This window comes from Limimaricola hongkongensis DSM 17492, from assembly GCF_000600975.2.
GTDB classification, from domain to species: domain Bacteria; phylum Pseudomonadota; class Alphaproteobacteria; order Rhodobacterales; family Rhodobacteraceae; genus Limimaricola; species Limimaricola hongkongensis.
This window is the reverse complement of the sequence record NZ_KK088649.1, coordinates 459,745-480,819: the sequence shown is the minus strand read 5'-3', so window position 1 is coordinate 480,819 and position 21,075 is coordinate 459,745. Positions and strand designations below refer to the sequence as shown.

Here is a 21,075-nt window from a genome sequence, read left to right as displayed (position 1 = left end):
TCGGCACGGCCCCGGCTGCGGGCCGTGGCTGCCTCAAAAACGCCCGTTCCTGCCCCACAGGCAAGCGGGGCGCGACCCCGAACCCGCCCCGGACCGGGCGAGATGCACAATCTTTGCACTTTGCCATGGAACTGCCCGATTCATGGGCGGCATAAAAAAGCCGACAGGACAAAACCCGGCTGCTCAACATTCCGCCGCGATGCAGCTATGGTGGCCGTCAATCCAAACGGACAGGCATCGGCAGATGAGCGCGAGCAAAGGCAGGACACCGCCCCTCACCGCGGAGCGGCGTTACGGCGCGGCCCCCGGACAGGGCGGCAAGGGCGGCGGCGGCAAGGGCCCGGCGAAACCGGCCGGGAAGAAAACGACGCGGACGCGCCGCGCGGCGCCCCGCGCGGCAGAGCGCACGCCCCGCGGCCCGCTGGGTGTCGCCGCGGCGCTGGTGCGCGGTGTGCTGCGCTTCGTGCTGCGCCTGGTCTGGGGCGTGGGCTGGCGTGTCGCCGTGGCGCTGGGGCTCGTGACCGGGCTCGGCGTCGCCTATTATGCCGCGCAGCTGCCCGATGTGACCGATCTCGTCGACGGGCGTGCGCGGGGCTCGGTGACGCTTCTGGACCGCGACGGCGCCACCTTCGCATGGCGCGGCGACCAGTTCGGCGGCATGGTCACGGCCGATACGATCAGCCCGCATCTGCGCAACGCGGTGGTCGCCACCGAGGACCGGCGCTTCTGGTGGCATCCGGGCGTCGATCCGCAGGGCATCGCCTCGGCCATGCGCATCAACATCTCCGAGGGGCGCGGGCCCTTGTCGGGCAATGGCGGCTCGACCATCACCCAGCAGACCGCCAAGCTTCTGTGCCTTGGCAAGCCGTTCGACCCGGAGGTCTGGAAGAACGAGACCGAATACGAGGCCGACTGCCGCCGCACCACGCTGTGGCGCAAGGTGCAGGAAGCGACCTACGCGATGGCGATGGAGGCGCGCTATTCCAAGGACGAGATCCTGACGATCTACCTCAACCGCGCCTATCTCGGCGCCGGCACGCGCGGCTTCGAGGCCGCGTCGCAGCGCTATTTCGGCAAGCCCGCGGCACAGGTGGACCCGGCCGAGGCGGCGATGCTGGCGGGGCTTCTGAAGGCGCCGACCACCTATGCGCCGACCAACAATCTCGGGCGCAGCCAGGACCGGGCGCGCGTCATCGTCGGGCTGATGGAGGAGCAGGGCTATCTCACCGCCGCGCAGGCCGAGGCGGCCCGCGCCGCCCCCGCCACGCTGTCGGCCACCGCGCAGCAGGATCAGGGCGGCTATTTCGCCGACTGGGTGATGGATACCGGGCCGGAATTCTTCACCCGCGACACCACCGAGGACGTGGTGATCCGCACCACGCTCGACCCGCGCATCCAGACCGCCGCCGAAACCGCGCTCTTGCGGGTGTTCAAGGAGCGGGTCAGCCCCGGCTCCGAGGCGCAGGCCGCGATCGTGGTGATGAGCGCCGACGGCGCGGTGCGCGCCATGGTCGGCGGGCGCAACGTCTCGGCCTCGGGCGCCTTCAACCGCGCCACCCAGGCGCTGCGCCAGACCGGATCGGCCTTCAAGCCATTCATCTATGCCGCCGCGCTCGATCTCGGGATGCAGCCCTTCGACATCGTCGAGGACAGCCCGCTGACCATGAACATCCCCGGCTCGGGGCCGTGGTCGCCCGAGAATTACGACCGCAAATACGCCGGGATGGTGACCCTGACCGAAGCGCTGGCCCAGAGCCGCAACATCCCCGCGGTGCGGGTGTCCGAACAGGTGGGCCGCGAGAACGTGCGCACCGTGGCCTCGATGTTCGGCATCGACAGCGACCTCGCCGCCGGGCCGGCGCTGGCGCTGGGCGTGTCCGAAAGCACGCTGCTCGAGATGACCGGCGCTTATGCCGGCATCCTCAATGGCGGCTCGTCGGTGACGCCCTACGGGCTGATGGAGCTGCGGCTCAAGGGCGATGACACGCCGCTGATGGGCACCGGCGGTGGCATCGGCGAGCGGGTGATCTCGCAGCAGGCCGCCGAGGAACTCACCTACATGATGAGCCGCGTCGTGGCCGGCGGCACCGGCGGGCGGGCGCAGATCGACGGCTGGGAGGTGGCGGGCAAGACCGGCACGACCCAGGGCGCGCGCGACGCGTGGTTCGTCGGCTTCGCGGGCGACTACGTGGCCGGTGTCTGGATGGGGTACGACGACAACCGCCCGCTCACCGGCGTCACCGGCGGCGGGTTGCCCGCCACGATCTGGCGCGAAACGATGGTGGGCGTGCTCGACGGCCAACAGGTGAAACCGCTGCCGATGCGGGTGCCCGAACCGCAGGCGCCCGGCGCGATCGCCGCCGGCGAGGTGTCGCCTTCCGGCGGCCAGGCCAGCGACCCCGAAACCGACCGGCTGCTGCGCGAAATGCTCGGTACCCCCGAATCCCAGCCGCAGCCCTCGGCGCAGCAACAGCCGCAACCTCAGCGGCAGCCCGAGCCCGAGCGGATGATTCTCGACGTGCTGAACAACATCCTCGGCGCGGCGACGAACTGAGCTAGCCCGCCCCGCCCGCGCCGGAGGCGCGGGCCGAGGTGCCGGCGCTGGCGTCGGGCGCATCCTCGGGCGTGTCGTCCTCTGGCCTCTCTTTCGGCGCGTCCGCCCCGGGGGGCTCCTCCTCCGGCATCGGGGCAGGATCGTCCCCGATCTCAACCGCCGGGCCGGCATCCCCGGGCAGCAGGATGCGCGGCAGCAGCACGCGCGGCGGCGGTCCGGCCACCGGCGCGGGTTCGTCGTCCGGCGCGGCCGCGTCGCTCTGGTTGGCTGGCGGCGTCTCGCCTGCGATGGCCTCGGCCGAACAGCGCGCGTAGCGGAAGGCATAGCCGTTCCACAGCATGATCAGCCCGTCATCGCCGGCCGCCTGCATCAGCAGCGCCCGCTCGGTCCAGCGGGTTTCCCCGGCGCTGCATTCCATCGTGTAGAGCGTGGCGTCCATGTCGACCACGTCGACCGGCCGGGTCATCCGGCATTCGCTTGCGATTCCCTCGAACAGCCCGTCCTCGATCCGAAGCGCCCCGCCCTCGACCCCGACCCGGCTGCAGTCGCTGTCCGCGCTGGGCCGGTAGGTGCCGTCGTAAGGCGTGGCCATGGCCGCCCCGGCGGACAGCGCCCCCGTCGCGACCGCCAGGGTGAGCCGGTTGGTTATGAACGACATTCCAGACATCATGACCTTCAAGCTAGCAGCGCCACGCCGCCGGTCCAGATGCCTCCCCGGATTCACCCGGCGGCGCCATGCAAGCTGCTACCCAGATTGCGCGGATTGCTTTATTCAAGAGGAACGGAGGGTGACGAACAATCAGCGGCCCCGTCACCGGTGGAAGACGAGGACATGATGACACGCGATGCAAGCGCGCTTGGCGCCGAGGAGTTGCGCGAGGCGCGCAGCCAGAGCCGATGGCTGTTCTGGGCCGTCGGGATTTTCAGCCTGATCGTCAACCTGCTGATGCTGACCGGCCCGCTCTACATGCTGAACGTCTATGACCGGGTGCTCGGCTCGCGGTCGCTGGCGACGCTGGTGGCGCTGTCGGTGCTGGTGGTGTTTCTCTACGCGATGATGGGTCTTCTGGACCTCGTGCGGGGCCGGGTGATGAGCCGGATCGCGGCGCGGTTCCAGGCCCGGCTCGACCGGCGGGTGTTTGCCGCGGCGCTGCGCGCCAGCTCGGGCCAGAAGGCGCGGGCCGAGGCCGCGACCGCGCAGCGCGACCTCGAATCCGTGCAGCGGCTGATCGCCTCGCCGGCGCTGATATCGAGCTTCGACCTGCCCTTCGCGCCGCTCTTCTTCTTCGGGATCTTCCTGTTCCACCCGTTCCTGGGCTTTCTCGGCCTGGCCGGGGCGGCGGTGCTGATCGTGCTGGCGGTGGCCAACCAGCTGATGTCGCGCAAGCAGCTCGAAGAAAGCAACGCCGCCACCTTCCGCTCCGAGCAGATCGGCGCGCAGATCCGGCAGGATTCGGACATGGTGCAGGCGCTGGGCATGCGCGGCGCGGCCTTCGGGCGCTGGAACGAAGCGCGGGCGCGCTCGCTCACCGCCTCGATCGGCGCGACCGATACCGGCGGCGGCTTTTCCGCCATCATCAAGGCGTTCCGGCTGGCGCTGCAATCGGGCATGCTCGGCCTTGGCGCCTATCTCGTGCTGCAGGGCGCGATCACGCCCGGCGCGATGATCGCCGGCTCGATCCTGCTGGGCCGGGCGCTGGCCCCGATCGAGATGATCGTGAACCAGTGGCCCTCCTTCCAGCGCGCCCGCGAAGGCTGGCAGCGGCTGTCGGTGCTCCTGGGCGAGATCCCGCCCGAAGAGCGCCGCACCAACCTGCCCAGGCCCCGTGCGCAGCTGACCTGCGAACAGGTCACCGTGCTGCCGCCCGGCGAAAGCCAGGCGTCGCTGCGGATGATCAGCTTCCGGGTCGAACCGGGCCAGGCGGTCGGGGTGATCGGCCCCTCGGGGGCGGGCAAGTCGACGCTGGCGCGGGCGCTGACCGGGCTGTGGCGCCCGGCGGCGGGCAAGATCCGCCTCGATGGCGCCAGCCTCGACCAGTACGATCCCGACGTTCTGGGCAGCTATATCGGCTACCTGCCGCAACAGGTCACGCTGTTCGACGGCACCATCAAGGAGAACATCGCCCGGATGTCGACCCAGGCCGATGATGCCGAGGTGGTCCGCGCCGCCAAGGCGGCGGCGGCGCATGACATGATTCTCAAGCTTCCCGATGGCTACGACACGGTCGTCTCCTCGCAGGGCGGGCGGCTGTCGGGCGGCCAGATCCAGCGCATCGGCCTTGCGCGCGCGCTGTATGGCGACCCGGTGATGCTGGTGCTCGACGAGCCGAACTCCAATCTCGACAACACCGGCAGCACCGCGCTCAACCAGGCGATCCGCGACGCCAAGGCGGCGAAGAAATGCGTGCTGGTCATGGCCCACCGCCCCGCCGCCATCGTCGAATGCGACATGATCCTGATGATCGAGGGCGGCGGGCGCCGCGCCTTTGGCCCCAAGGAGGACGTCTTGCGCGAAACCGTGCAGAACCACCGTGAAATCGCCGCCTCGGGCGGCAAGGGCGGAGGCGTGTCGTGAGCCGCCCCCCCGTTTCCCCCGATGACGCGCCCTCGGCCTGGTCGGCGGCGCGCCCGCTCGTCCTGGGCTTCGGCGCGCTGATCGTGCTGCTCGGCGGCTTCGGCGTCTGGGCCACGACGAGCGAGATCTCCGGCGCCGTGGTGGCGTCGGGCCGGATCGAGGTCGACCAGAACCGACAGGTCGTCCAGCACCCCGATGGCGGCGTCGTCGACGAGATCCTCGTCGACGAGGGCGACGAGGTCGAGGCCGGCCAGATGCTGATCCGGCTCGACCCCGAGGAGCTGCGCTCGGAGCTGGCCGTGGTCGAAGGCCAGCTTCTCGAGGTGCTGGCCCGCCGGGCCCGGCTCGAAGCAGAACGCGACGACACGGACGAGCTGGTCTTCGCCCCGCTGCTGCTCGAAACCGACAACCCGGTCGCGCCCGAGCTGATGGAAGGCCAGCGCCGCCTGCTCGAGGCGCAGTTCGAAAGCGAACAGCAGCAGGCCGACCAGCTCGCGCGCCAGCGCGAGCAGATCGAGGACCAGGTCGTCGGCATCGAGTCCCAGCAGGAGTCCACCGCCCGTCAGCTCGAATTGATCGAGGAGGAGCTGGGCGACCAGCAATCGCTGCTCGATCGGGGGCTCGCGCAGGCGACGCGCGTGCTCGGGCTGCAACGCCAGCAGGCCGAGCTGCTTGGCCGACAGGGCGAGCTGCGCGCCTCCGCCGCGCAGGCGGGCGGGCGTCTCGCCGAGATCGAGATCGAGATCCTGCGTCTCTCCTCGACCCGGCGGCAGGACGCGATCCGCCAGCTGCGCGACCTGCAGTTCAACGAGATCGAGCTGTCGAACCGCCGCCGCGCGCTGCTGACGCAGCTCGACCGGCTCGACATCCGCGCGCCCGTGGGCGGCATCGTCTACGGGCTCACCGTGTACACGCCGCGCTCGGTGATCCGGCCCGCCGACCCGGTGCTCTACATCGTGCCGCAGGACCGGCCCCTGGTGATCGCCACGCAGGTGCAGCCGACCGATATCGACCAGCTGCATCTCGGTCAGGAGGTGATCCTGCGCCTGCCCGCCTTCGACCAGCGCCGCACCCCGGAGCTGACCGGGCAGGTCGTGCAGATCTCCGCCGACGCCTTTCAGGACGAAGGCCGCGCCGTGTCCTATTACCGCACCGAGATCCAGCTGTCGGAAGGCGAGATCGAGCGCATGCCCGCGGACATGACCCTGATCCCCGGCATGCCGGTCGAAGCCTTCATCCGCACCGGCGCGCGCACGCCGCTGGCCTATCTGGTCAAGCCGCTCTCGGACTACTTTGCCAAGGCCTTCCGCGAGGGCTGACGCGGCGCGGCGTTGCCCCCCTGCCCGGCGCGGGCTAGCTTGCGCCGGGACAATACAGCGGAGGCGCACCATGGGCATCACGTCCGAACAGATCGAGAGCAAGCTGGCGCAGAAGGGGCTGTCGCTGCCCGACGCGCCCAAGCCCGCCGCCAATTACGAATCTTTCGTCGTGCATGACGGGCTGCTTTATGTTTCGGGACAGATCTCGGCCGGGCCGGACGGGCTGATCAAGGGCCGCCTCGGCGACGGCATGTCCACCGAAGAGGGCGCCGAGGCCGCGCGCGCCTGCGCCCTGAGCCTTCTGGCGCAGGCCCGCGCCGCCTGCGATGGCGATCTGGGCCGGATCGCGCGGCTGGTGAAGCTGACCGGTTTCGTCGCCTGCACGCCCGACTTCACCGACCAGCCCAAGGTGATCAACGGCGCCTCCGATCTCATGGCCGAGCTGCTCGGCGAAGTCGGGCGCCATGCCCGCGCCGCCGTGGGCGTGGCGGCGCTGCCGCTCGGCGTGGCGGTCGAGATCGAAGCCGTCTTCGCGCTCGCATGAGCCGCCCGGCCCCGGCCCTGCCGGCCGCGTTTCTCGACCGGCCCATCGCCCATCGCGCCTTCCACGGCGCCGGTCGGCCCGAGAACGCGCTCTCGGCGGTACGCGCCGCCATCGAGGCGGGCTACGGCATCGAGATCGACGTGCGCGTCTCGCAGGACGGCGAGGCGATGGCCTTCCACGACGCCACGCTGGAGCGGCTGACGCTCGAACGCGGTCCGGTTTCGGCGCGCGGGGCCGAAGCGCTGCGCCAGATCCAGTTGATCGGCAGCGCCGACACCATCCCGACGCTGCGCGAGGTGCTCGATCTCGTGGCGGGGCGGGCGCCGCTACTGATCGAGACCAAGGATCACGACTATTCGCTCGGCCCCAATGTCGGCGCGATCGAGGCCGCCGTGGCGCGCGATCTCGAAGGCTATGAGGGGCCGGTGGCGGTGATGTCGTTCAATCCGCATTCCGTCTCCGAAATGGCCCGGCTCGCGCCCGACCTGCCGCGCGGGCTCGTCACATGCGGCTTCGATGCGCAGGACTGGCCCGACCTGTCGCCGCGCATCGCCGACCGGCTGCGCGAGATCCCCGATTACGACAATCTCGGCGCGAGCTTCGTCAGCCATGACGCAAGGGATCTCGACAGGCCGCGCCTCGCCGAGCTGAAGGCGCAGGGCGCGGCGCTTTTGTGCTGGACCGTCCGTTCGCCCGAGGAAGAGGCGCGCGCCCGTGCCATTGCCGACAACGTGACCTTCGAAGGCTATCTCGCGGCCCCCGGGTCTTCTTGACCCGGCGGCCCGCGAGCCCAGTTCTGCGCGCATGAGCCAGACAGACACGGACCCCGACGCGGTGGTCGAGATCACCGCCCATTCCAGCCTGCACGACATCCCCGCGGCGGCGTGGGACGCCTGCGCCTGCCCCGAGGCCAAGGACGGCCGGCCACGAGATCCCTTCACCACGCACCGCTTCCTTTCGGCGCTGGAGGAAAGCGGCTCGGTCGGCCCCGGCACCGGCTGGCAGCCGCACTACCTCGCGGCGCGACGCGCAGGCGATCTGATCGCCTGCGCGCCGCTCTACGCCAAGGGCCACAGCCAGGGCGAATACGTCTTCGATCACGCCTGGGCCGACGCCTATGAGCGCGCGGGCGGCGAATATTACCCCAAGCTGCAGGTCGCGGTGCCGTTCACGCCCGTCACCGGGCGGCGCTTCCTCGCGAAACCCGGCCACGAGGCCGAGGGTCTGTCGGCGCTCGTGCAGGGCGCGGTGCAGCTTGCGGCCAATAACGGGCTGTCCTCGCTGCACGCCACCTTCTGTTCGCAGGCCGAGGCCATCGCCGGTGAACAGATGGGGCTGATGCGCCGCGTGAACCAGCAGTTCCACTGGATCGACGAGGGCTACGGCGATTTCGACGGCTTTCTCGCGGCGCTCTCCTCGCGCAAGCGCAAGACCATCCGCCGCGAACGGCGCGGCGCGGCCGAGAGCGGTCTCGACATCGCCTTTCTCACCGGCGATGAGATCGAGCCGCATCACTGGGACGCGGTCTGGGCCTTCTACCAAGACACCGGGCGCCGCAAATGGGGCTCACCCTATCTCACCCGCGAGTTCTTCGAGATCGCGCATGAGCGGCTGCGCGACGACATGCTGCTGATCCTCGCCTCGGATGGCGACCGGCCCGTCGCGGGCGCGCTCAACCTGATCGGGCGCGACACGCTTTACGGCCGCTACTGGGGGGCGCTCGAACACCACCCCTTTTTGCATTTCGAACTGTGCTACTATCGCGCCATCGACTGGGCGCTGGCGCAGGGGTTCACCCGCGTCGAGGCGGGCGCGCAGGGCGAGCACAAGCTCGCGCGCGGCTATCTTCCGGTGCCGACGCAGTCGCTGCACTGGATCGCGGATGCGGGGTTTCGCGATGCGGTCGCGCGCTATCTCGACGCCGAGCGCACGGCGGTGGACGAGGAGATCGAGGTGCTGACGGGCTATGGTCCGTTCCGGCGGGTGCGGATGGAGGACCAGGAATGAACGAACCGTTGGACGATGCTGCGCGAGAGACGTTGAAGGCGGCGGGGTGGCAGGCCGTCGAAGCGCGCGATGCCGTCACCAAGACATACCGCTTCGCGAACTTCGTCGAAGCCTTCGGCTTCATGACCCGCGCCGCGATCTGGGCCGAAAAGCTCAACCACCACCCGGAATGGTCCAACGTCTACAAGACCGTCACCGTCACGCTCACCACCCACGACACCGGCGGCCTGACGGCGCTCGACGCGAAGCTCGCGGCGAAGATGGACAAGCTGGCGGGCGGCTGACCGGCCCTCGGACGGGCCGACAGCTCGCGCCATACGTATTTTTGGGAATGGTGAAGGGCCATGGCCCTCCGCCCGAAGCTCAGAGCGCCGCGACCATGCTTTCGCCGCCCGAGATGTCGCAGGCCGTGCCCTCCTCGGGGTGCCAGACCCGCACCACGCCATCCTCGGCCATCAGCGCGTAGCGCTTCGAGCGCCCGATCAGCCCGCGCGCGGGGTTGGAGAACACCATGCCGATCGCGGCGGTGAACGCGCCCTCTGGGTCGGCCAGCATCGCGATCCCCGCCGCCGTGGCGCCCGTGTCCTCGCCCCAGGCGCGCATCACGAAGGGATCGTTGACGGCAATGCAGACGACCTCGTCCACGCCCTTGGCCTTCAGCGCGCCCATGCTGCGCAGGAAGCTCGGCACATGCGCGCTCGAACAGGTGCCGGTGAAGGCGCCCGGCAGGCCGAAGATCACCACGCGGCGGCCTTTCAGGATGTCCTCCAGCGCCACGGTCTCGGGACCGTCCTCGCCCATCCGCATCAGCGCCGCGCCTGGCAGCCTGTCTCCCGTCGAAATCGTCATCTGTGCCCATCCCTTTCGCGATTGCGGTCTACGCCACGCGATATAGTCTGCCGCCCGCAACCGCGCCACTCGAGCAAGGAGACCGCCCATGTCCCATTTCGTCGTGATCGGGGCCGGACAGGCCGGGGCCGCGCTCGTGGCCAAGCTGCGCAGCCAGGGCTTTGACGGGCACATCACGCTGCTCGGCGCCGAAGACGCGCCGCCCTATCAGCGCCCGCCGCTCTCCAAGGCCTACCTGCTGGGCGAAATGGCCCGCGAGCGGCTCTTCCTGCGCCCCGAGGCGTGGTATGCCGAGAACGGCGTCGAGCTGCGTCTCGACACGCCGGTCGAGGCCATCGACGCGAAGGCGCGCAGCGTGACACTGTCGGGCGGCGAGACGCTCTCCTACGACCGGCTGGCGCTGTGCACGGGCGCGCATCCGCGCCGCCTGCCGGGCGCGATCGGCGGCGATCTGCCCGGCGTTCTCACGATGCGCGATCTCGCCGATGCCGACCGGCTGTCGCCCGAGATGGTCGAGGGCCGCCGCCTGCTCGTGGTGGGGGGCGGCTATATCGGGCTGGAGGCGGCGGCGGTGGCGCGCAAGCGCGGGCTGGAGGTGATTCTCGTCGAGACCGCCGACCGCATCCTGAGCCGGGTCGCGGCGCCGCAGACCTCGGATTACTTCCGCGACCTGCACGCCCGTCACGGCGTCGACATCCGCGAAGGCTGCGGGCTGGAGCGGCTTTTGGGCGAAGATCGCGTGACCGGCGCGCGGCTGTCGGACGGCACGCGGATCGAGGTGGATTTCGCCATCGCGGGGGTCGGCGTCGACCCCGCCACCGATCTTGCCGAAGGCGCGGGGCTCGCCATCGAGAACGGCATCCGCTGCGACATCCACTGCCGCAGCTCGGATGAACACATCTGGGCGGCGGGGGACTGCGCCTCGCTCTTGTGGACCGACATGCGGATCCGGCTCGAAAGCGTCGGCAACGCCATCGACATGGCCGAAACGGCGGCGCTCAACATGCTGGGGCGCGGGGTCGAATACCGGCCCAAGCCGTGGTTCTGGTCCGACCAGTACGACGTGAAACTGCAGATCGCCGGGCTCAATGCCGGCTGGGACGCAGTGCATGTGCGGGCGGGCGCCACGCCCGCGCAGGCCTCGCACTGGTATTACCGCGGCGCCAAGCTGATCGCGGTCGACGCGATGAACGACAGCCGCGCCTACATGGTCGGCAAGCGGCTCATCGATGCGGGCAAATCGCCCGACCCCGCCCGCGTGGCCGACCCGGACACCGATCTCAAGGCGCTTCTGGCATGAGGATCATCGCCGGAAGCCATCGCGGCCTCGCGCTCGCCTCGGTCGGCAAGGGGGATGCGGGCGCGCATCTGCGCCCGACCGCCGACCGGGTGCGCGAAAGCCTGTTCAACGCGTTGATGGGCGGGCGCTACGGCGATCCGGTCGACGGCGCGCGCGTGCTCGACCTCTTCGCGGGCACCGGCGCGCTGGGGCTCGAGGCGCTGTCGCGCGGCGCGTCACACGTCACGCTCGTCGATGACGGGCGGGTGTCGGGACGGCTGATCCGCGAGAACGTGGCCAAGATGCGCGTGGTCGACCGGGTGACGCATCTCAAATGCGACGCCACCCGCCTGCCCGCGGCAGAGGCACCCGCGGATCTCGTCTTTCTCGATCCGCCCTATGGCAAGGGTCTCGGCCCGCGGGCGCTGGCCTCGGCCGTCGCGGGCGGCTGGATCGCGCCCGGCGCGCTGATCGTCTGGGAGGAAAGCGCGCCGCAGCCCGCGCCCGAGGGGTTCTCCCCGCTCGATGCGCGGCGCTACGGCGACACCCATGTCACGCTCATGGAGCGCGACGGCTGAGCGTCAGATGTCCCAAGTGGGATGAAACCGGTCGGCGGGCGAGAGGGTGAAGATCTCGTTGCCCTGCGCGGTGATGCCGATCGTGTGCTCGAACTGCGCCGAAAGCGACTTGTCGCGGGTCACGGCGGTCCAGTCATCGGCCAGCACCTTGGTTTCCGGGCGGCCCAGATTGACCATCGGCTCGATGGTGAAGAACATCCCCTCCTCGAGCACCGGGCCGGTGCCGGGGCGGCCGTAATGCAGCACGTTGGGCGGCGCGTGAAACACGCGGCCGATGCCGTGGCCGCAGAAATCGCGCACCACCGACATCCGGTTTTCCTCGACGAAGCTCTGGATCGCGTGGCCGATATCGCCGAAGGTGTTGCCGGGCCGCGCCGCCTCGATCCCCTTCATGAGCGCGTCATGCGTCACCTGGATCAGCCGCTCGGCCTTGCGCGGCAGCTTGCCGGCCACGTACATCCGGCTGGTGTCGCCGTAGAAGCCGTCGACGATGACGGTCACGTCGACATTGAGGATATCGCCATCCTTGAGCTTCTTGTCGCCCGGAATGCCGTGGCAGACCACGTGGTTGACCGAGATGCAGCTCGCGTGCTGGTAGCCCTTGTAGCCGATCGTGGCGCTCTTGGCGTTGGCCTGTTCGATCAGGTCGGTGATGACCCGGTCGATCTCGGAGGTGCGCTGGCCCACGACGACATGCTCGGCGATGTCGTCGAGGATCGTCGCGGCAAGCCGGCCCGCGCGGTTCATCCCCGCGAAATCCTCGAGCTCGTGGATGCGGATGCCGTCCCGTGTCAGGCGGCCCTTGCGTTCGTCGGCGGCGGTCTCGTCCAAAGTCATCACCTCTGTTCCTTTCCCCATGAAATAGGCCCTCGGGCCACGGGAATCCACCCGCCCGCGTGGAAATGCCCCCCGCCCCGGCCTATACCTTGTGACAGCCAACCGGAGCCCGCCCATGACCAACCCGACCGCCGCCATGCTCGTCATCGGGGACGAGATCCTCTCGGGACGCACCCGCGACAGCAACATGCACCACCTCGCCCGCGAATTGACGCTGCGCGGCATCGACCTGCGCGAAAGCCGCGTGGTGTCCGACGATCACGACGGCATCGTCGCTGCGGTGCGGGCGCTGGCCGCGGCGCATGACCACGTCTTCACCTCGGGCGGCATCGGCCCGACGCATGACGACATCACCGCCGAGGCGGTCGCCGCCGCGATGGACACCCCGATCGGCGTGCGCGACGACGCGCGCGGCATCCTCGCCGCCCATTACGAGGCGCGCGGGGTCGAGCTCAACGCCGCGAGGCTGCGCATGGCGCGCATTCCCGACGGCGCCACGCTGATCGACAACCCGGTCAGCGCCGCGCCGGGGTTTTCCCTACGCAACGTGCATGTCATGGCCGGCGTGCCGCGCATCTTCGAAGCAATGCTGGCGGGGCTTTTGCCGTCGATCCCCGGCGGTCGGCCGGTGCTGTCGCAAAGCGTCCGGGTCGAGCGTGGCGAAGGCGACGTGGCCGAGCCGCTGGCAGATCTGGCCAAGGCGCATCCGGCGCTTTCGATCGGCTCCTACCCGTTTTCGGAAAACGGCGTCACCGGCACCAATATCGTGATCCGCGGCGCCGAGGGCGCCGAGATCGAGGCCGCGCTCGTGCAGCTTTCAGAGCGGTTCGGCGCGTGACGCCGCGGGCGGGCTTCGCGGCGCGCGCCATCACCTGGGCCGCCGCCCTTCCGCGCGATTTCGGTCCGTTCCGGCGGCGCGGTGGTGCAGGCGGCAGCCGCGGTCCCGCATGAAAGGCCGCCTGTTTCTTGCCGCGCTGTCCGCCGGTCTCGCCCCCGGCCCAGCCCTGCCGCAAGAGCTGCCTGTTCCGGCGGGCGCCGAGCTCGTCGTCGAAACCACGCGCGAGACGGGCACATACGATCTGCCGACGGGCCCGGCCCGAAACGGTCCGCCCCCGGTGATCCGGCAGGAAGGAGAGGTGCGACTGCGCGGCTGGCGCATCGAGAGCGGCACGGATCCGTCACGGATCGTCGCGCCGATCCGCGCGGCGCTGGAACAAGCGGGCTTCGGGATCGTGCTCGATTGCACCGCCAGGGCCTGTGGCGGTTTTGATTTCCGCTTCGGGATCGAGGTGCTGCCACCGCCCGAGATGCATGTCGATCTGGGCCGGTTCCACGCCTTGTCGGCGCGTCGCAGCCCGGGCCGGGACGGCCCCGCCGCGGTCGGCGTCCTGGCAAGCCGGACCGGCACGACCGCGCATCTGCAGATCGTCACCGTCACGCCGGACGGCGCCCGCGCGGCGCCCACGATCGTCCCGCCGCCTACCGTGCCCGCCGCCACGGGTGATATCGCCGATTTGCTCGAACGCGACGGTCACGCGGTTCTCGACGGGCTCGACTTCGCACCGGGGCGCGCCGCGCTCGGGGGGCGGGATATCCCGGCGCTCGACGCGCTCGCGCGCTGGCTCGACGCCGATCCCAATCGCAGGCTCGTGCTGGTGGGGCACACCGACATGACCGGCGCGCTCGACGCCAATATCGCGTTGTCGCGCAGGCGGGCGCAGGCGGTGCGGCAACGCCTGCTGGACACCGGCATCGCGCCGGACCGGCTCGGGGCCGAGGGCGCGGGCTGGCTCGCGCCGCGCGCCTCGAATGCCGATGCCGCGGGCCGCGCCGCCAATCGCCGGGTCGAGGCGGTGGTCTCGGGGGGTTGATTTCGCCGCCCCGCCGCTCTCCATTCGGGGACAGGAGGGCGCATGACGGAGCATCGGCACGGGCACGCCCATGGCGGCCATCACCACCACCATATCGACCCGAATGCGGGCGACCGGCGGGTCGCGGGCGCGATCGCGGTCAATCTCGCGCTCACCCTCGTCCAGATCGTGGGCGGGCTCGTCTCGGGCAGCCTCGCGCTGATCGCGGATGCGCTGCACAACCTGTCGGACGCGATGTCGCTGATCATCGCCTTTGCCGCGCGCCGGATCGCGCGGCGCCCGGCGGACGCGGCGATGACCTTCGGCTATGGCCGGGCCGAAGTGGTGGCGGCGCTGGTGAACTACACCTCGCTGATCCTGATCGGGCTCTACCTAGGGTCCGAGGCGATCGCGCGGATCTTTGCGCCCGAGCCGGTCATGGGCTGGATCATGGTCTGGGTGGCGGGGCTGGCGCTGCTCGTCGACCTGATCACCGCCGCGCTCACCTATTCCATGTCGAAGGACAGCGTGAACATCCGCGCGGCCTTTTTGCACAACCTCGCCGACGCTTTGGGATCGGTCGCGGTGATCCTGGCCGGGATCGCGGTGCTGGTCTTCGGCTGGGCCTGGGTCGACCCTTTGGTGACGCTCGCCATCGCGGGCTACATCCTGTGGATGTCGGTCGCCCAGATCGGCGGGGTAATCCGCATCCTGATGCTCGGCGCGCCGCCCGATCTCGACACCGCCGCCGTGCTCGACCACCTGCGCGGCATGGATGGCGTGGCCTCGGTCCACCACGTGCATTTGTGGCAGATGCAGGAAAACACCCCCGCGCTCGACGCGCATGTCGCGGTGCATGAAGGGCGCTGGTCCGAGGCCGACGGCATCAAGTCGCGGATCAAGGCGGCGCTCGGCGAGCGGTTCGGCATCGGCCACGTGACGCTGGAAATGGAATGCGCGGCGCATGCCTGCGAGGGCGCCGCCGCGATCGGCCACGGTTAGGCCGGCCATTGGCGCCAAAAAAGACGGCCCCGAAGGGCCGCCAAGGTCGAAAGCGGGATGCAGAAAACCGCTTTCGGGGCTACCAGATGTCGGGGCCCTTCTCGGCGAAGGCCTCGACGAGGAAATCGATGAAGGCGCGCACCTTGGGCTGGGTGAAGCGGCCCGGCGGATAGACCGCGTAGATGCCCTGCGTCTCCCCGGGCAGGTTCGGGATCGCCTCTTCCACCAGCCCCTTCTTGAGCGCGTCGGCATAGAGAAAGGACGGCAGATACGCGATGCCCAGCCCTCCGATGCAGGCGTTGAGCAGCGACTGCCCGTCATTGACGGTGAGCCATCCGGCGGTGCGCACCTGCCGCTTCTCGCCCGAGGGCGCCGTGAGCTTCCACACCGCGCCGTTCGAGGCGTTGGAGTAATGCAGAAGCTTGTGCTCGTTCAGATCGTCGATCCGCGCGGGCCGGCCATAGCGTTCGAAATAGGCGGGCGAGGCGATCATCTTCTTGGAGGTTTCGGTCAGCTTGCGCGCGCGCAGCGTGCTGTCCTCCAGCTCGCCGATCCGCACCGCCATGTCGAAGCCTTCGGAGATCAGCTCCACGAAACGGTTGTTGAGCACCATGTTGACGGTGATGTCGGGGAATTCCTGCAGGAAATCGCCCAGGACCGGGCTCAGGTGATTGACCCCGAAATCGGTCGCGACCGAGATCCGCAAAAGCCCCGAGGGCGCGGACTGCATCGAGGTGACCAGCGCGTCGGCCTCGCCCGCATCGTTGAGCACGCGCCGCGCCCGGTCGTAATAGGCCAGCCCGATCTCGGTCGGCGATACCCGCCGGGTGGTGCGGTTCAAAAGCCGCGCGCCCAGCCGCGCCTCGAGCGAGGAGACATGCTTGGAGACGGCGGACTTGGAAATGCCCATCTTGCGCGCCGCATCGGTGAACCCGCCCTGATCCACCACCGTGGCAAAGGCCTCCATTTCGGTCAGCCGGTCCATGGCCGTTCTCCACGCTTGTCGTTTCGGTTGTCTCCCTGTGTGACGCCGGATTCGGGCATGATTGGGTCGCCGCCCTGACAATAAAGCGGTTCAGAGGCGACCGATGCGCAGACGGAAACAGCTATAGCCGCGCCGCAAGCCGCGTGCCCTGATCGATGGCGCGCTTGGCGTCGAGCTCGGCGGCCACATCCGCGCCGCCGATCACATGCGTCTCCACCCCCTGCGCGATCAGTGCATCGGCCAGTGTCCGTTCGCTTTCCTGCCCGGCGCAGAGCACGATCGTGTCGGCCTCGATCAGCCGCGGCCCGTCGGCGGTGGTCACGTGCAGCCCCTGCGCGTCGATCCGCTCGTAGCGCACCCCGCCCAGCATCTCGACGGCGCGCATCTGAAGCCCGGCGCGATGCACCCAGCCCGTCGTCTTGCCCAGCCGCTTGCCCAGCTTTTCGGCCTTGCGCTGCAACAGCGTCACGCGGCGCGCCGCCGGGTCGGGGCGCGGGCCGTCGGGGGCGAGCCCGCCGCGCGCCTGCCATGGCGGCGCCACCCCCCATTCGGCGCGCCATGCGGGCGGGTCGATGGTGATGCTGTGATCGGTCACGAGATACTCGGCCACGTCGAAGCCGATGCCGCCCGCGCCGACCACGGCGACGCGGCCCCCCGCCTGCGACCGGCCCGACAGCAGTTCGGCATAGGAGATGACGTTCTCCCCCTCCTGCCCCGGAATGGCGGGATCGCGCGGGCGCACGCCGGTCGCGACGATCACCGCGTCGAATTGCGCGAGGCTATCGGCATCGGGCGTCTCGCCCAGCCGCAGCTCCACCGCGCTCGCCGCGACTTCGGCCTCGAACCAGTCGATCAGCCCGCGGAACTCTTCCTTGCCGGGGATGGCTGCGGCGTAGTGCAGCTGCCCGCCGATGCGGTCGGCGCGGTCGAACAGCGTGACCGCGTGGCCGCGCTCGGCCGCCGCCAGAGCCGCCGACAGCCCGGCGGGCCCGGCGCCGACCACCGCGAGACGGCGCGGCGCGGCCACAGGCTCCAGCACCAGCTCGGTCTCGTGGCAGGCGCGCGGATTGACGAGACAGGAGGTCAGCTTGCCCGAGAAGGTGTGGTCGAGACAGGCCTGGTTGCAGGCGATGCAGGGCGCGATTCGCGCCGCCGCGCCGCGCGCCGCCTTGGCGACGAAATCGGCATCGGCGAGAAAGGGCCGCGCCATGGAGATCATGTCGGCCTGACCGGTGTCCAGGATCTCCTCTGCGAGCTGCGGCGCGTTGATCCGGTTCGAGGCGATCACCGGCACCGACACCTCGGGCCGCAGCTTGGCGGTGAGATCCGCGAAGGCGGCGCGCGGCACCGATGTCACGATGGTCGGCACCCGCGCCTCGTGCCAGCCGATGCCGGTATTGAGCACATCGGCCCCGGCCTGCGTCACCGCGCGGGCCAACGTCACGATCTCGGACCAGTCCTGCCCCTCGGGCACGAGATCAATGAGCGAAATGCGGTAGATCAACAGCTTGTCAGGGCCCAGCGCCGCGCGCACCCGGCGCACCACCTCGACCGGCAGCCGCATCCGGTTTTCCAACGAACCGCCCCAGCGATCCTCGCGGCGATTGGTGCGCGGGGCGAGGAACTGGTTGAGGAAATATCCCTCGGACCCCATCACCTCGACCCCGTCATAGCCCGCCTCGGCCGAGCGCGCCGCAGAGGTGGCGATGTCGGCGATCTGTTTCTCGATCCCGTCCTCGTCGAGCGCGGTCGGGGTGAAGGCGCTGATCGGGGAGCGGATCGCCGAAGGCGCGACGCAATGCTTGGAATAGGCGTAGCGCCCGGCATGCAGGATCTGCATCGCGATGCGCCCGCCCGCGTCATGCACCGCGCGCGTGACGCGAGCGTGGTTGGCGATGTCGTCTTCGGTGAACAGCCCCGCAGCACCCGGATAGACGCCGCCTTCGCGGTTGGGCGCCATGCCCCCCGTCACGATCAGCCCGGCGCCGCCACGGGCGCGCGCGGCGTAGAAGGCGGCGACCCGGTCCCAGTCGCCGGTCTCCTCCAGCCCGGTATGCATCGAGCCCATCATCACCCGGTTGGGCAGGCTCACGGGACCGAGCGTGATCGGCGACAGAAGATTCGGATATTCGGACATGACGGGCCTCCCTCAGGGCGGGAGATTGACCGGGCTTGACCAGCACGTCACCTTCGACGCCGCGTCAACCGCGCCGGCTCAGAGCGCGGCGCGCAATCTCCGGGCGATAACGAGATCGCGAATTTCCATCCGAGCGGGCAGCGGCGCCTCGAAGATCAGGTCGATCCAGCCTTCGTCCACGCGTGCCGGATCGGTCTCGATCGGCCAGAGGTCGAACTCTGTGCCGGTCAGGTCGGTTTCGGGAAGGTCGCGCAGCAGCGCCTCGGCGTTGGGCCCCTGCCGCAGGTTGAGCCGGGCAAAGACGCGCGCTGGGCGGGCTTCGCCGAACGCCACGTCGATGCCGATCAGGTGGTGCCGTCCCAGCCCGGCCCGCGCCGCGGCGGGCAGGGCGATGGCAAGACTGAGAAAGCCGCCATCGAAGCGGGGCAGCTCGATGCCCAGAGGCCGCCCCGCCCCGCTACCGCCCACACGCCGCGCCGCCTGGATGTCGGGCGACTCCGCATCGTGAAACAGCCGCACCCCGTCCCCGAGATCGCAGCCCGCCGGGGCCAGTCGCGCCCCGTTTTCGGGCCCGCCCCCGGCCCAGGGGCCGGGGCGCCACGCCCAATCCGCGCCGGGCAGGCGCAGCGGCGCCGCCGCCGGCCCGGCGCCCGTGGCAGGCGCGCGCCACAGCCGGGCCAGGCGCGCCGCGGCGCGTCTCACTGGTCCATGTAGACGTGGCTTTCGCCGGTCGCACCGGGATGGGTCACCGCGCCCTTGCGGGCCGAGCCCACCAGCTGCGCGTATTTCCACAGCGCGCCGGCGGTGTAGTCATTGGTGCGCGCGCCGGTCCACGCGTCCTTGCGCTCAGCCAGCTCGGCATCCGACAGGTCAACCGAGATCTCACCGCGGGTTGCGTCGATGGTGATCATGTCGCCGGTCTGCAAAAGCGCGATCGGCCCGCCATGCGCGGCCTCGGGCCCGACATGGCCGACGCAGAAGCCGCGGGTCGCGCCCGAGAAACGGCCATCGGTGATCAACGCCACCTTCTTGCCCATGCCCTGCCCCGACAGCGCGGCGGTGGTCGACAGCATCTCGCGCATGCCGGGCCCGCCCGCCGGGCCTTCGTTGCGGATGACGATCACGTCGCCCTCGGCGTATTCGCGGCGGCGGACCGCCTCGAAGGCCTCTTCCTCGCATTCGAACACCCGCGCCGGGCCGGTGAAGACCTGATCCTCGGCCTTCATGCCGGCGACCTTCACGATCGCGCCGTCGGGGGCGAGGTTGCCCTTGAGCCCGACCACGCCGCCGGTCTTGGTGATCGGGTTGGCGACGGTGTGGATGACCTTGCCGTCCGCCTCGCGGTCGATCAGGTCCAGCTCCTCGCCAAGCGATTTGCCCGAGGCCGTGATGCAATCCTCGTGCAGCAGCCCCGCCTTGCGCAGCTCCTTCATCACCACCGGCACGCCGCCGACCTCGTGCAGGTCCTTGGCGACGTATTCGCCGCCCGGCCGCAGGTTCACGAAATACGGCGTGTCGAGGAAGATGTTGCAGACGTCGAGCAGGTCGAAATCGATCCCCGCCTCATGCGCGATGGCCGGAAGATGCAGGCCCGCATTGGTCGACCCGCCGGTGCAGGCCACCACGCGGGCCGCGTTCTCGAGGCTCTTGCGCGTGACGATGTCGCGGGCGCGGATGTTCTTCTCGATCAGGTTCATCACCGCCTGACCGGAGAAATCGCCATACTGGTCGCGGCTTTCATAGGGCGCGGGCGCGCCCGAGGAATTCAGGAGCGCGAGGCCCACGGCCTCCGACACGCAGGCCATGGTGTTGGCGGTGTATTGCCCGCCGCAGGCACCCGCCGAGGGGCAGGCCACGCGTTCGAGGATCGCAAGCTCGGCGTCGCTCATGTTTCCGGCGGCGTGCTGGCCCACCGCCTCGAACACGTCCTGCACCACGACGTCGCGGCCGTTGAGCTTGCCCGGCAGGATCGAGCCGCCATAGATGAACACCGACGGCACGTTGAGCCGGACCATCGCCATCATCATCCCCGGCAGCGACTTGTCGCAGCCCGCGAGGCCGACCAGCGCGTCGTAGCAATGGCCGCGCATGGTGAGTTCCACCGTGTCGGCGATCGCATCGCGCGAGGCGAGCGAGGAGCGCATGCCCTCATGGCCCATGGCGATGCCGTCGGTGACGGTGATGGTGGTGAACTCGCGCGGCGTGCCGCCGCCCTTCTTCACGCCCATCTTCACCGACTGCGCCTGCCGGTTGAGCGCGATGTTGCAGGGCGCGGCCTCGTTCCAGCAGGTGGCGACGCCGACCCAGGGCTGGTGAATCTCCTCTTCGGAGATGCCCATGGCATAGAAATAGCTCCGGTGCGGGGCACGCTCGGGCCCTTCGGTCACGTGGCGGCTGGGCAGTTTCGTCTTGTCGAAACGGGCGTTGGTCATGGGCTGTCCCTTCCGGAGTTGGCTGCGGCAGGGATAGACAGGCCCCGCCCCGACGGCAAGGCGGGATGGCGCATCGGCATCGCCCGATCGCGCAGATTCCGGCGCCGGACGACCCGCCGGGCGCAAG

19 protein-coding genes are annotated in these 21,075 nt (G+C 70.0%); 12 read left to right on the top strand and 7 right to left on the bottom strand.

The genetic code is table 11. The features are described 5' to 3' along the window. Positions 1–244: 244 nt before the first annotated feature. On the top strand, positions 245–2,554 hold the full coding sequence (locus LOKHON_RS04350; protein WP_017927621.1) for a transglycosylase domain-containing protein: 2,310 nt from the start codon (positions 245–247) through the stop codon (positions 2,552–2,554). Position 2,555: 1 nt separating this feature from the next. On the opposite strand, the gene LOKHON_RS16435 is transcribed toward LOKHON_RS04350, so the two are convergent. Next, entirely contained in the window at positions 2,556–3,212 is a 657-nt protein-coding gene (locus LOKHON_RS16435) for a hypothetical protein (RefSeq protein ID WP_017927622.1), read from the bottom strand. Between the two features lie 177 nt (positions 3,213–3,389). On the opposite strand from LOKHON_RS16435, the gene LOKHON_RS04340 reads away from it, so the two are divergent. The 6 genes from LOKHON_RS04340 (at position 3,390) to LOKHON_RS04315 (ending at position 9,283) form a co-directional block, all read left to right on the top strand. Next, positions 3,390–5,129: a type I secretion system permease/ATPase gene (locus tag LOKHON_RS04340; RefSeq protein WP_033315452.1), complete on the top strand. Its 1,740-nt coding sequence runs from the start codon at positions 3,390–3,392 to the stop codon at positions 5,127–5,129. Further along, positions 5,126–6,448, top strand: coding sequence for an HlyD family type I secretion periplasmic adaptor subunit (locus LOKHON_RS04335; protein WP_017927624.1), 1,323 nt, complete (start codon positions 5,126–5,128; stop codon positions 6,446–6,448). The genes LOKHON_RS04340 and LOKHON_RS04335 overlap by 4 nt, the downstream gene beginning before the upstream one ends. A gap of 70 nt (positions 6,449–6,518) precedes the next feature. Continuing rightward, positions 6,519–6,992 carry a RidA family protein gene (locus LOKHON_RS04330; RefSeq protein ID WP_017927625.1) on the top strand — a complete coding sequence of 158 codons (474 nt, stop codon included), beginning with the start codon at positions 6,519–6,521 and terminating at the stop codon, positions 6,990–6,992. Next, complete coding sequence (locus LOKHON_RS04325) at positions 6,989–7,765, top strand: glycerophosphodiester phosphodiesterase family protein (RefSeq protein WP_017927626.1); 777 nt, start codon at positions 6,989–6,991, stop codon at positions 7,763–7,765. Before LOKHON_RS04330 ends, LOKHON_RS04325 begins: the two co-directional genes overlap by 4 nt. A gap of 31 nt (positions 7,766–7,796) precedes the next feature. Continuing rightward, positions 7,797–8,999: a GNAT family N-acetyltransferase gene (locus LOKHON_RS04320; RefSeq protein WP_017927627.1), complete on the top strand. Its 1,203-nt coding sequence runs from the start codon at positions 7,797–7,799 to the stop codon at positions 8,997–8,999. Further along, on the top strand, positions 8,996–9,283 hold the full coding sequence (locus LOKHON_RS04315) for a 4a-hydroxytetrahydrobiopterin dehydratase (RefSeq protein WP_017927628.1): 288 nt from the start codon (positions 8,996–8,998) through the stop codon (positions 9,281–9,283). The genes LOKHON_RS04320 and LOKHON_RS04315 overlap by 4 nt, the downstream gene beginning before the upstream one ends. A 79-nt stretch (positions 9,284–9,362) precedes the next feature. Here LOKHON_RS04315 and LOKHON_RS04310 read toward each other — a convergent pair whose 3' ends face one another. After that, a complete protein-coding gene (locus LOKHON_RS04310) occupies positions 9,363–9,848 on the bottom strand; it encodes a peroxiredoxin (protein ID WP_017927629.1) in 486 nt (161 codons plus the stop codon). Positions 9,849–9,936: 88 nt separating this feature from the next. Between LOKHON_RS04310 and LOKHON_RS04305 the strand changes: the two genes are divergently transcribed. Both LOKHON_RS04305 and rsmD read left to right on the top strand, forming a co-directional pair. Continuing rightward, on the top strand, positions 9,937–11,148 hold the full coding sequence (locus LOKHON_RS04305) for an NAD(P)/FAD-dependent oxidoreductase (RefSeq protein ID WP_017927630.1): 1,212 nt from the start codon (positions 9,937–9,939) through the stop codon (positions 11,146–11,148). Then, entirely contained in the window at positions 11,145–11,705 is a 561-nt protein-coding gene (rsmD, locus tag LOKHON_RS04300) for a 16S rRNA (guanine(966)-N(2))-methyltransferase RsmD (protein ID WP_017927631.1), read from the top strand. Before LOKHON_RS04305 ends, rsmD begins: the two co-directional genes overlap by 4 nt. Before the next feature lie 3 nt (positions 11,706–11,708). On the opposite strand, the gene map is transcribed toward rsmD, so the two are convergent. Then, positions 11,709–12,542, bottom strand: a complete 834-nt coding sequence (gene map, locus LOKHON_RS04295; RefSeq protein WP_017927632.1) for a type I methionyl aminopeptidase — start codon at positions 12,540–12,542, stop codon at positions 11,709–11,711. 115 nt (positions 12,543–12,657) lie between these two features. Here map and LOKHON_RS04290 point away from each other — a divergent pair, with 115 nt between their 5' ends. The 3 genes from LOKHON_RS04290 to LOKHON_RS04280 all read left to right on the top strand — a co-directional run bounded on the left by LOKHON_RS04290 (position 12,658) and on the right by LOKHON_RS04280 (position 15,394). Continuing rightward, positions 12,658–13,380: a competence/damage-inducible protein A gene (locus LOKHON_RS04290; RefSeq protein WP_017927633.1), complete on the top strand. Its 723-nt coding sequence runs from the start codon at positions 12,658–12,660 to the stop codon at positions 13,378–13,380. A gap of 109 nt (positions 13,381–13,489) precedes the next feature. Further along, a complete protein-coding gene (locus tag LOKHON_RS04285) occupies positions 13,490–14,413 on the top strand; it encodes an OmpA family protein (RefSeq protein WP_017927634.1) in 924 nt (307 codons plus the stop codon). Positions 14,414–14,455: 42 nt separating this feature from the next. Further along, positions 14,456–15,394: a cation diffusion facilitator family transporter gene (locus LOKHON_RS04280; RefSeq protein WP_017927635.1), complete on the top strand. Its 939-nt coding sequence runs from the start codon at positions 14,456–14,458 to the stop codon at positions 15,392–15,394. 79 nt (positions 15,395–15,473) lie between these two features. On the opposite strand, the gene LOKHON_RS04275 is transcribed toward LOKHON_RS04280, so the two are convergent. The 4 genes from LOKHON_RS04275 to ilvD all read right to left on the bottom strand — a co-directional run bounded on the left by LOKHON_RS04275 (position 15,474) and on the right by ilvD (position 20,948). After that, complete coding sequence (locus LOKHON_RS04275; RefSeq protein WP_017927636.1) at positions 15,474–16,379, bottom strand: LysR family transcriptional regulator; 906 nt, start codon at positions 16,377–16,379, stop codon at positions 15,474–15,476. Between the two features lie 121 nt (positions 16,380–16,500). Further along, positions 16,501–18,516: an NADPH-dependent 2,4-dienoyl-CoA reductase gene (locus tag LOKHON_RS04270; protein ID WP_017927637.1), complete on the bottom strand. Its 2,016-nt coding sequence runs from the start codon at positions 18,514–18,516 to the stop codon at positions 16,501–16,503. Between the two features lie 78 nt (positions 18,517–18,594). Next, positions 18,595–19,218: a DUF6478 family protein gene (locus LOKHON_RS04265; protein WP_017927638.1), complete on the bottom strand. Its 624-nt coding sequence runs from the start codon at positions 19,216–19,218 to the stop codon at positions 18,595–18,597. Next, positions 19,215–20,948: a dihydroxy-acid dehydratase gene (gene ilvD, locus LOKHON_RS04260; protein ID WP_017927639.1), complete on the bottom strand. Its 1,734-nt coding sequence runs from the start codon at positions 20,946–20,948 to the stop codon at positions 19,215–19,217. The genes LOKHON_RS04265 and ilvD overlap by 4 nt, the downstream gene beginning before the upstream one ends. Between the last annotated feature and the right edge of the window lie 127 nt (positions 20,949–21,075).

What these genes read in the sequence shown, in the direction of transcription:
- map (WP_017927632.1), bottom strand. Translation starts at nt 12,542, where the DNA reads ATGACTTTGGACGAGACCGCCGCCGACGAACGCAAGGGCCGCCTGACA.
- LOKHON_RS04280 (WP_017927635.1), top strand. Translation starts at nt 14,456, where the DNA reads ATGACGGAGCATCGGCACGGGCACGCCCATGGCGGCCATCACCACCAC.
- LOKHON_RS04340 (WP_033315452.1), top strand. Translation starts at nt 3,390, where the DNA reads ATGACACGCGATGCAAGCGCGCTTGGCGCCGAGGAGTTGCGCGAGGCG.
- LOKHON_RS04330 (WP_017927625.1), top strand. Translation starts at nt 6,519, where the DNA reads ATGGGCATCACGTCCGAACAGATCGAGAGCAAGCTGGCGCAGAAGGGG.
- ilvD (WP_017927639.1), bottom strand. Translation starts at nt 20,948, where the DNA reads ATGACCAACGCCCGTTTCGACAAGACGAAACTGCCCAGCCGCCACGTG.
- LOKHON_RS04350 (WP_017927621.1), top strand. Translation starts at nt 245, where the DNA reads ATGAGCGCGAGCAAAGGCAGGACACCGCCCCTCACCGCGGAGCGGCGT.
- LOKHON_RS04285 (WP_017927634.1), top strand. Translation starts at nt 13,490, where the DNA reads ATGAAAGGCCGCCTGTTTCTTGCCGCGCTGTCCGCCGGTCTCGCCCCC.
- LOKHON_RS16435 (WP_017927622.1), bottom strand. Translation starts at nt 3,212, where the DNA reads ATGTCGTTCATAACCAACCGGCTCACCCTGGCGGTCGCGACGGGGGCG.
- LOKHON_RS04320 (WP_017927627.1), top strand. Translation starts at nt 7,797, where the DNA reads ATGAGCCAGACAGACACGGACCCCGACGCGGTGGTCGAGATCACCGCC.
- rsmD (WP_017927631.1), top strand. Translation starts at nt 11,145, where the DNA reads ATGAGGATCATCGCCGGAAGCCATCGCGGCCTCGCGCTCGCCTCGGTC.
- LOKHON_RS04270 (WP_017927637.1), bottom strand. Translation starts at nt 18,516, where the DNA reads ATGTCCGAATATCCGAATCTTCTGTCGCCGATCACGCTCGGTCCCGTG.
- LOKHON_RS04325 (WP_017927626.1), top strand. Translation starts at nt 6,989, where the DNA reads ATGAGCCGCCCGGCCCCGGCCCTGCCGGCCGCGTTTCTCGACCGGCCC.
- LOKHON_RS04310 (WP_017927629.1), bottom strand. Translation starts at nt 9,848, where the DNA reads ATGACGATTTCGACGGGAGACAGGCTGCCAGGCGCGGCGCTGATGCGG.
- LOKHON_RS04315 (WP_017927628.1), top strand. Translation starts at nt 8,996, where the DNA reads ATGAACGAACCGTTGGACGATGCTGCGCGAGAGACGTTGAAGGCGGCG.
- LOKHON_RS04290 (WP_017927633.1), top strand. Translation starts at nt 12,658, where the DNA reads ATGACCAACCCGACCGCCGCCATGCTCGTCATCGGGGACGAGATCCTC.
- LOKHON_RS04275 (WP_017927636.1), bottom strand. Translation starts at nt 16,379, where the DNA reads ATGGACCGGCTGACCGAAATGGAGGCCTTTGCCACGGTGGTGGATCAG.
- LOKHON_RS04305 (WP_017927630.1), top strand. Translation starts at nt 9,937, where the DNA reads ATGTCCCATTTCGTCGTGATCGGGGCCGGACAGGCCGGGGCCGCGCTC.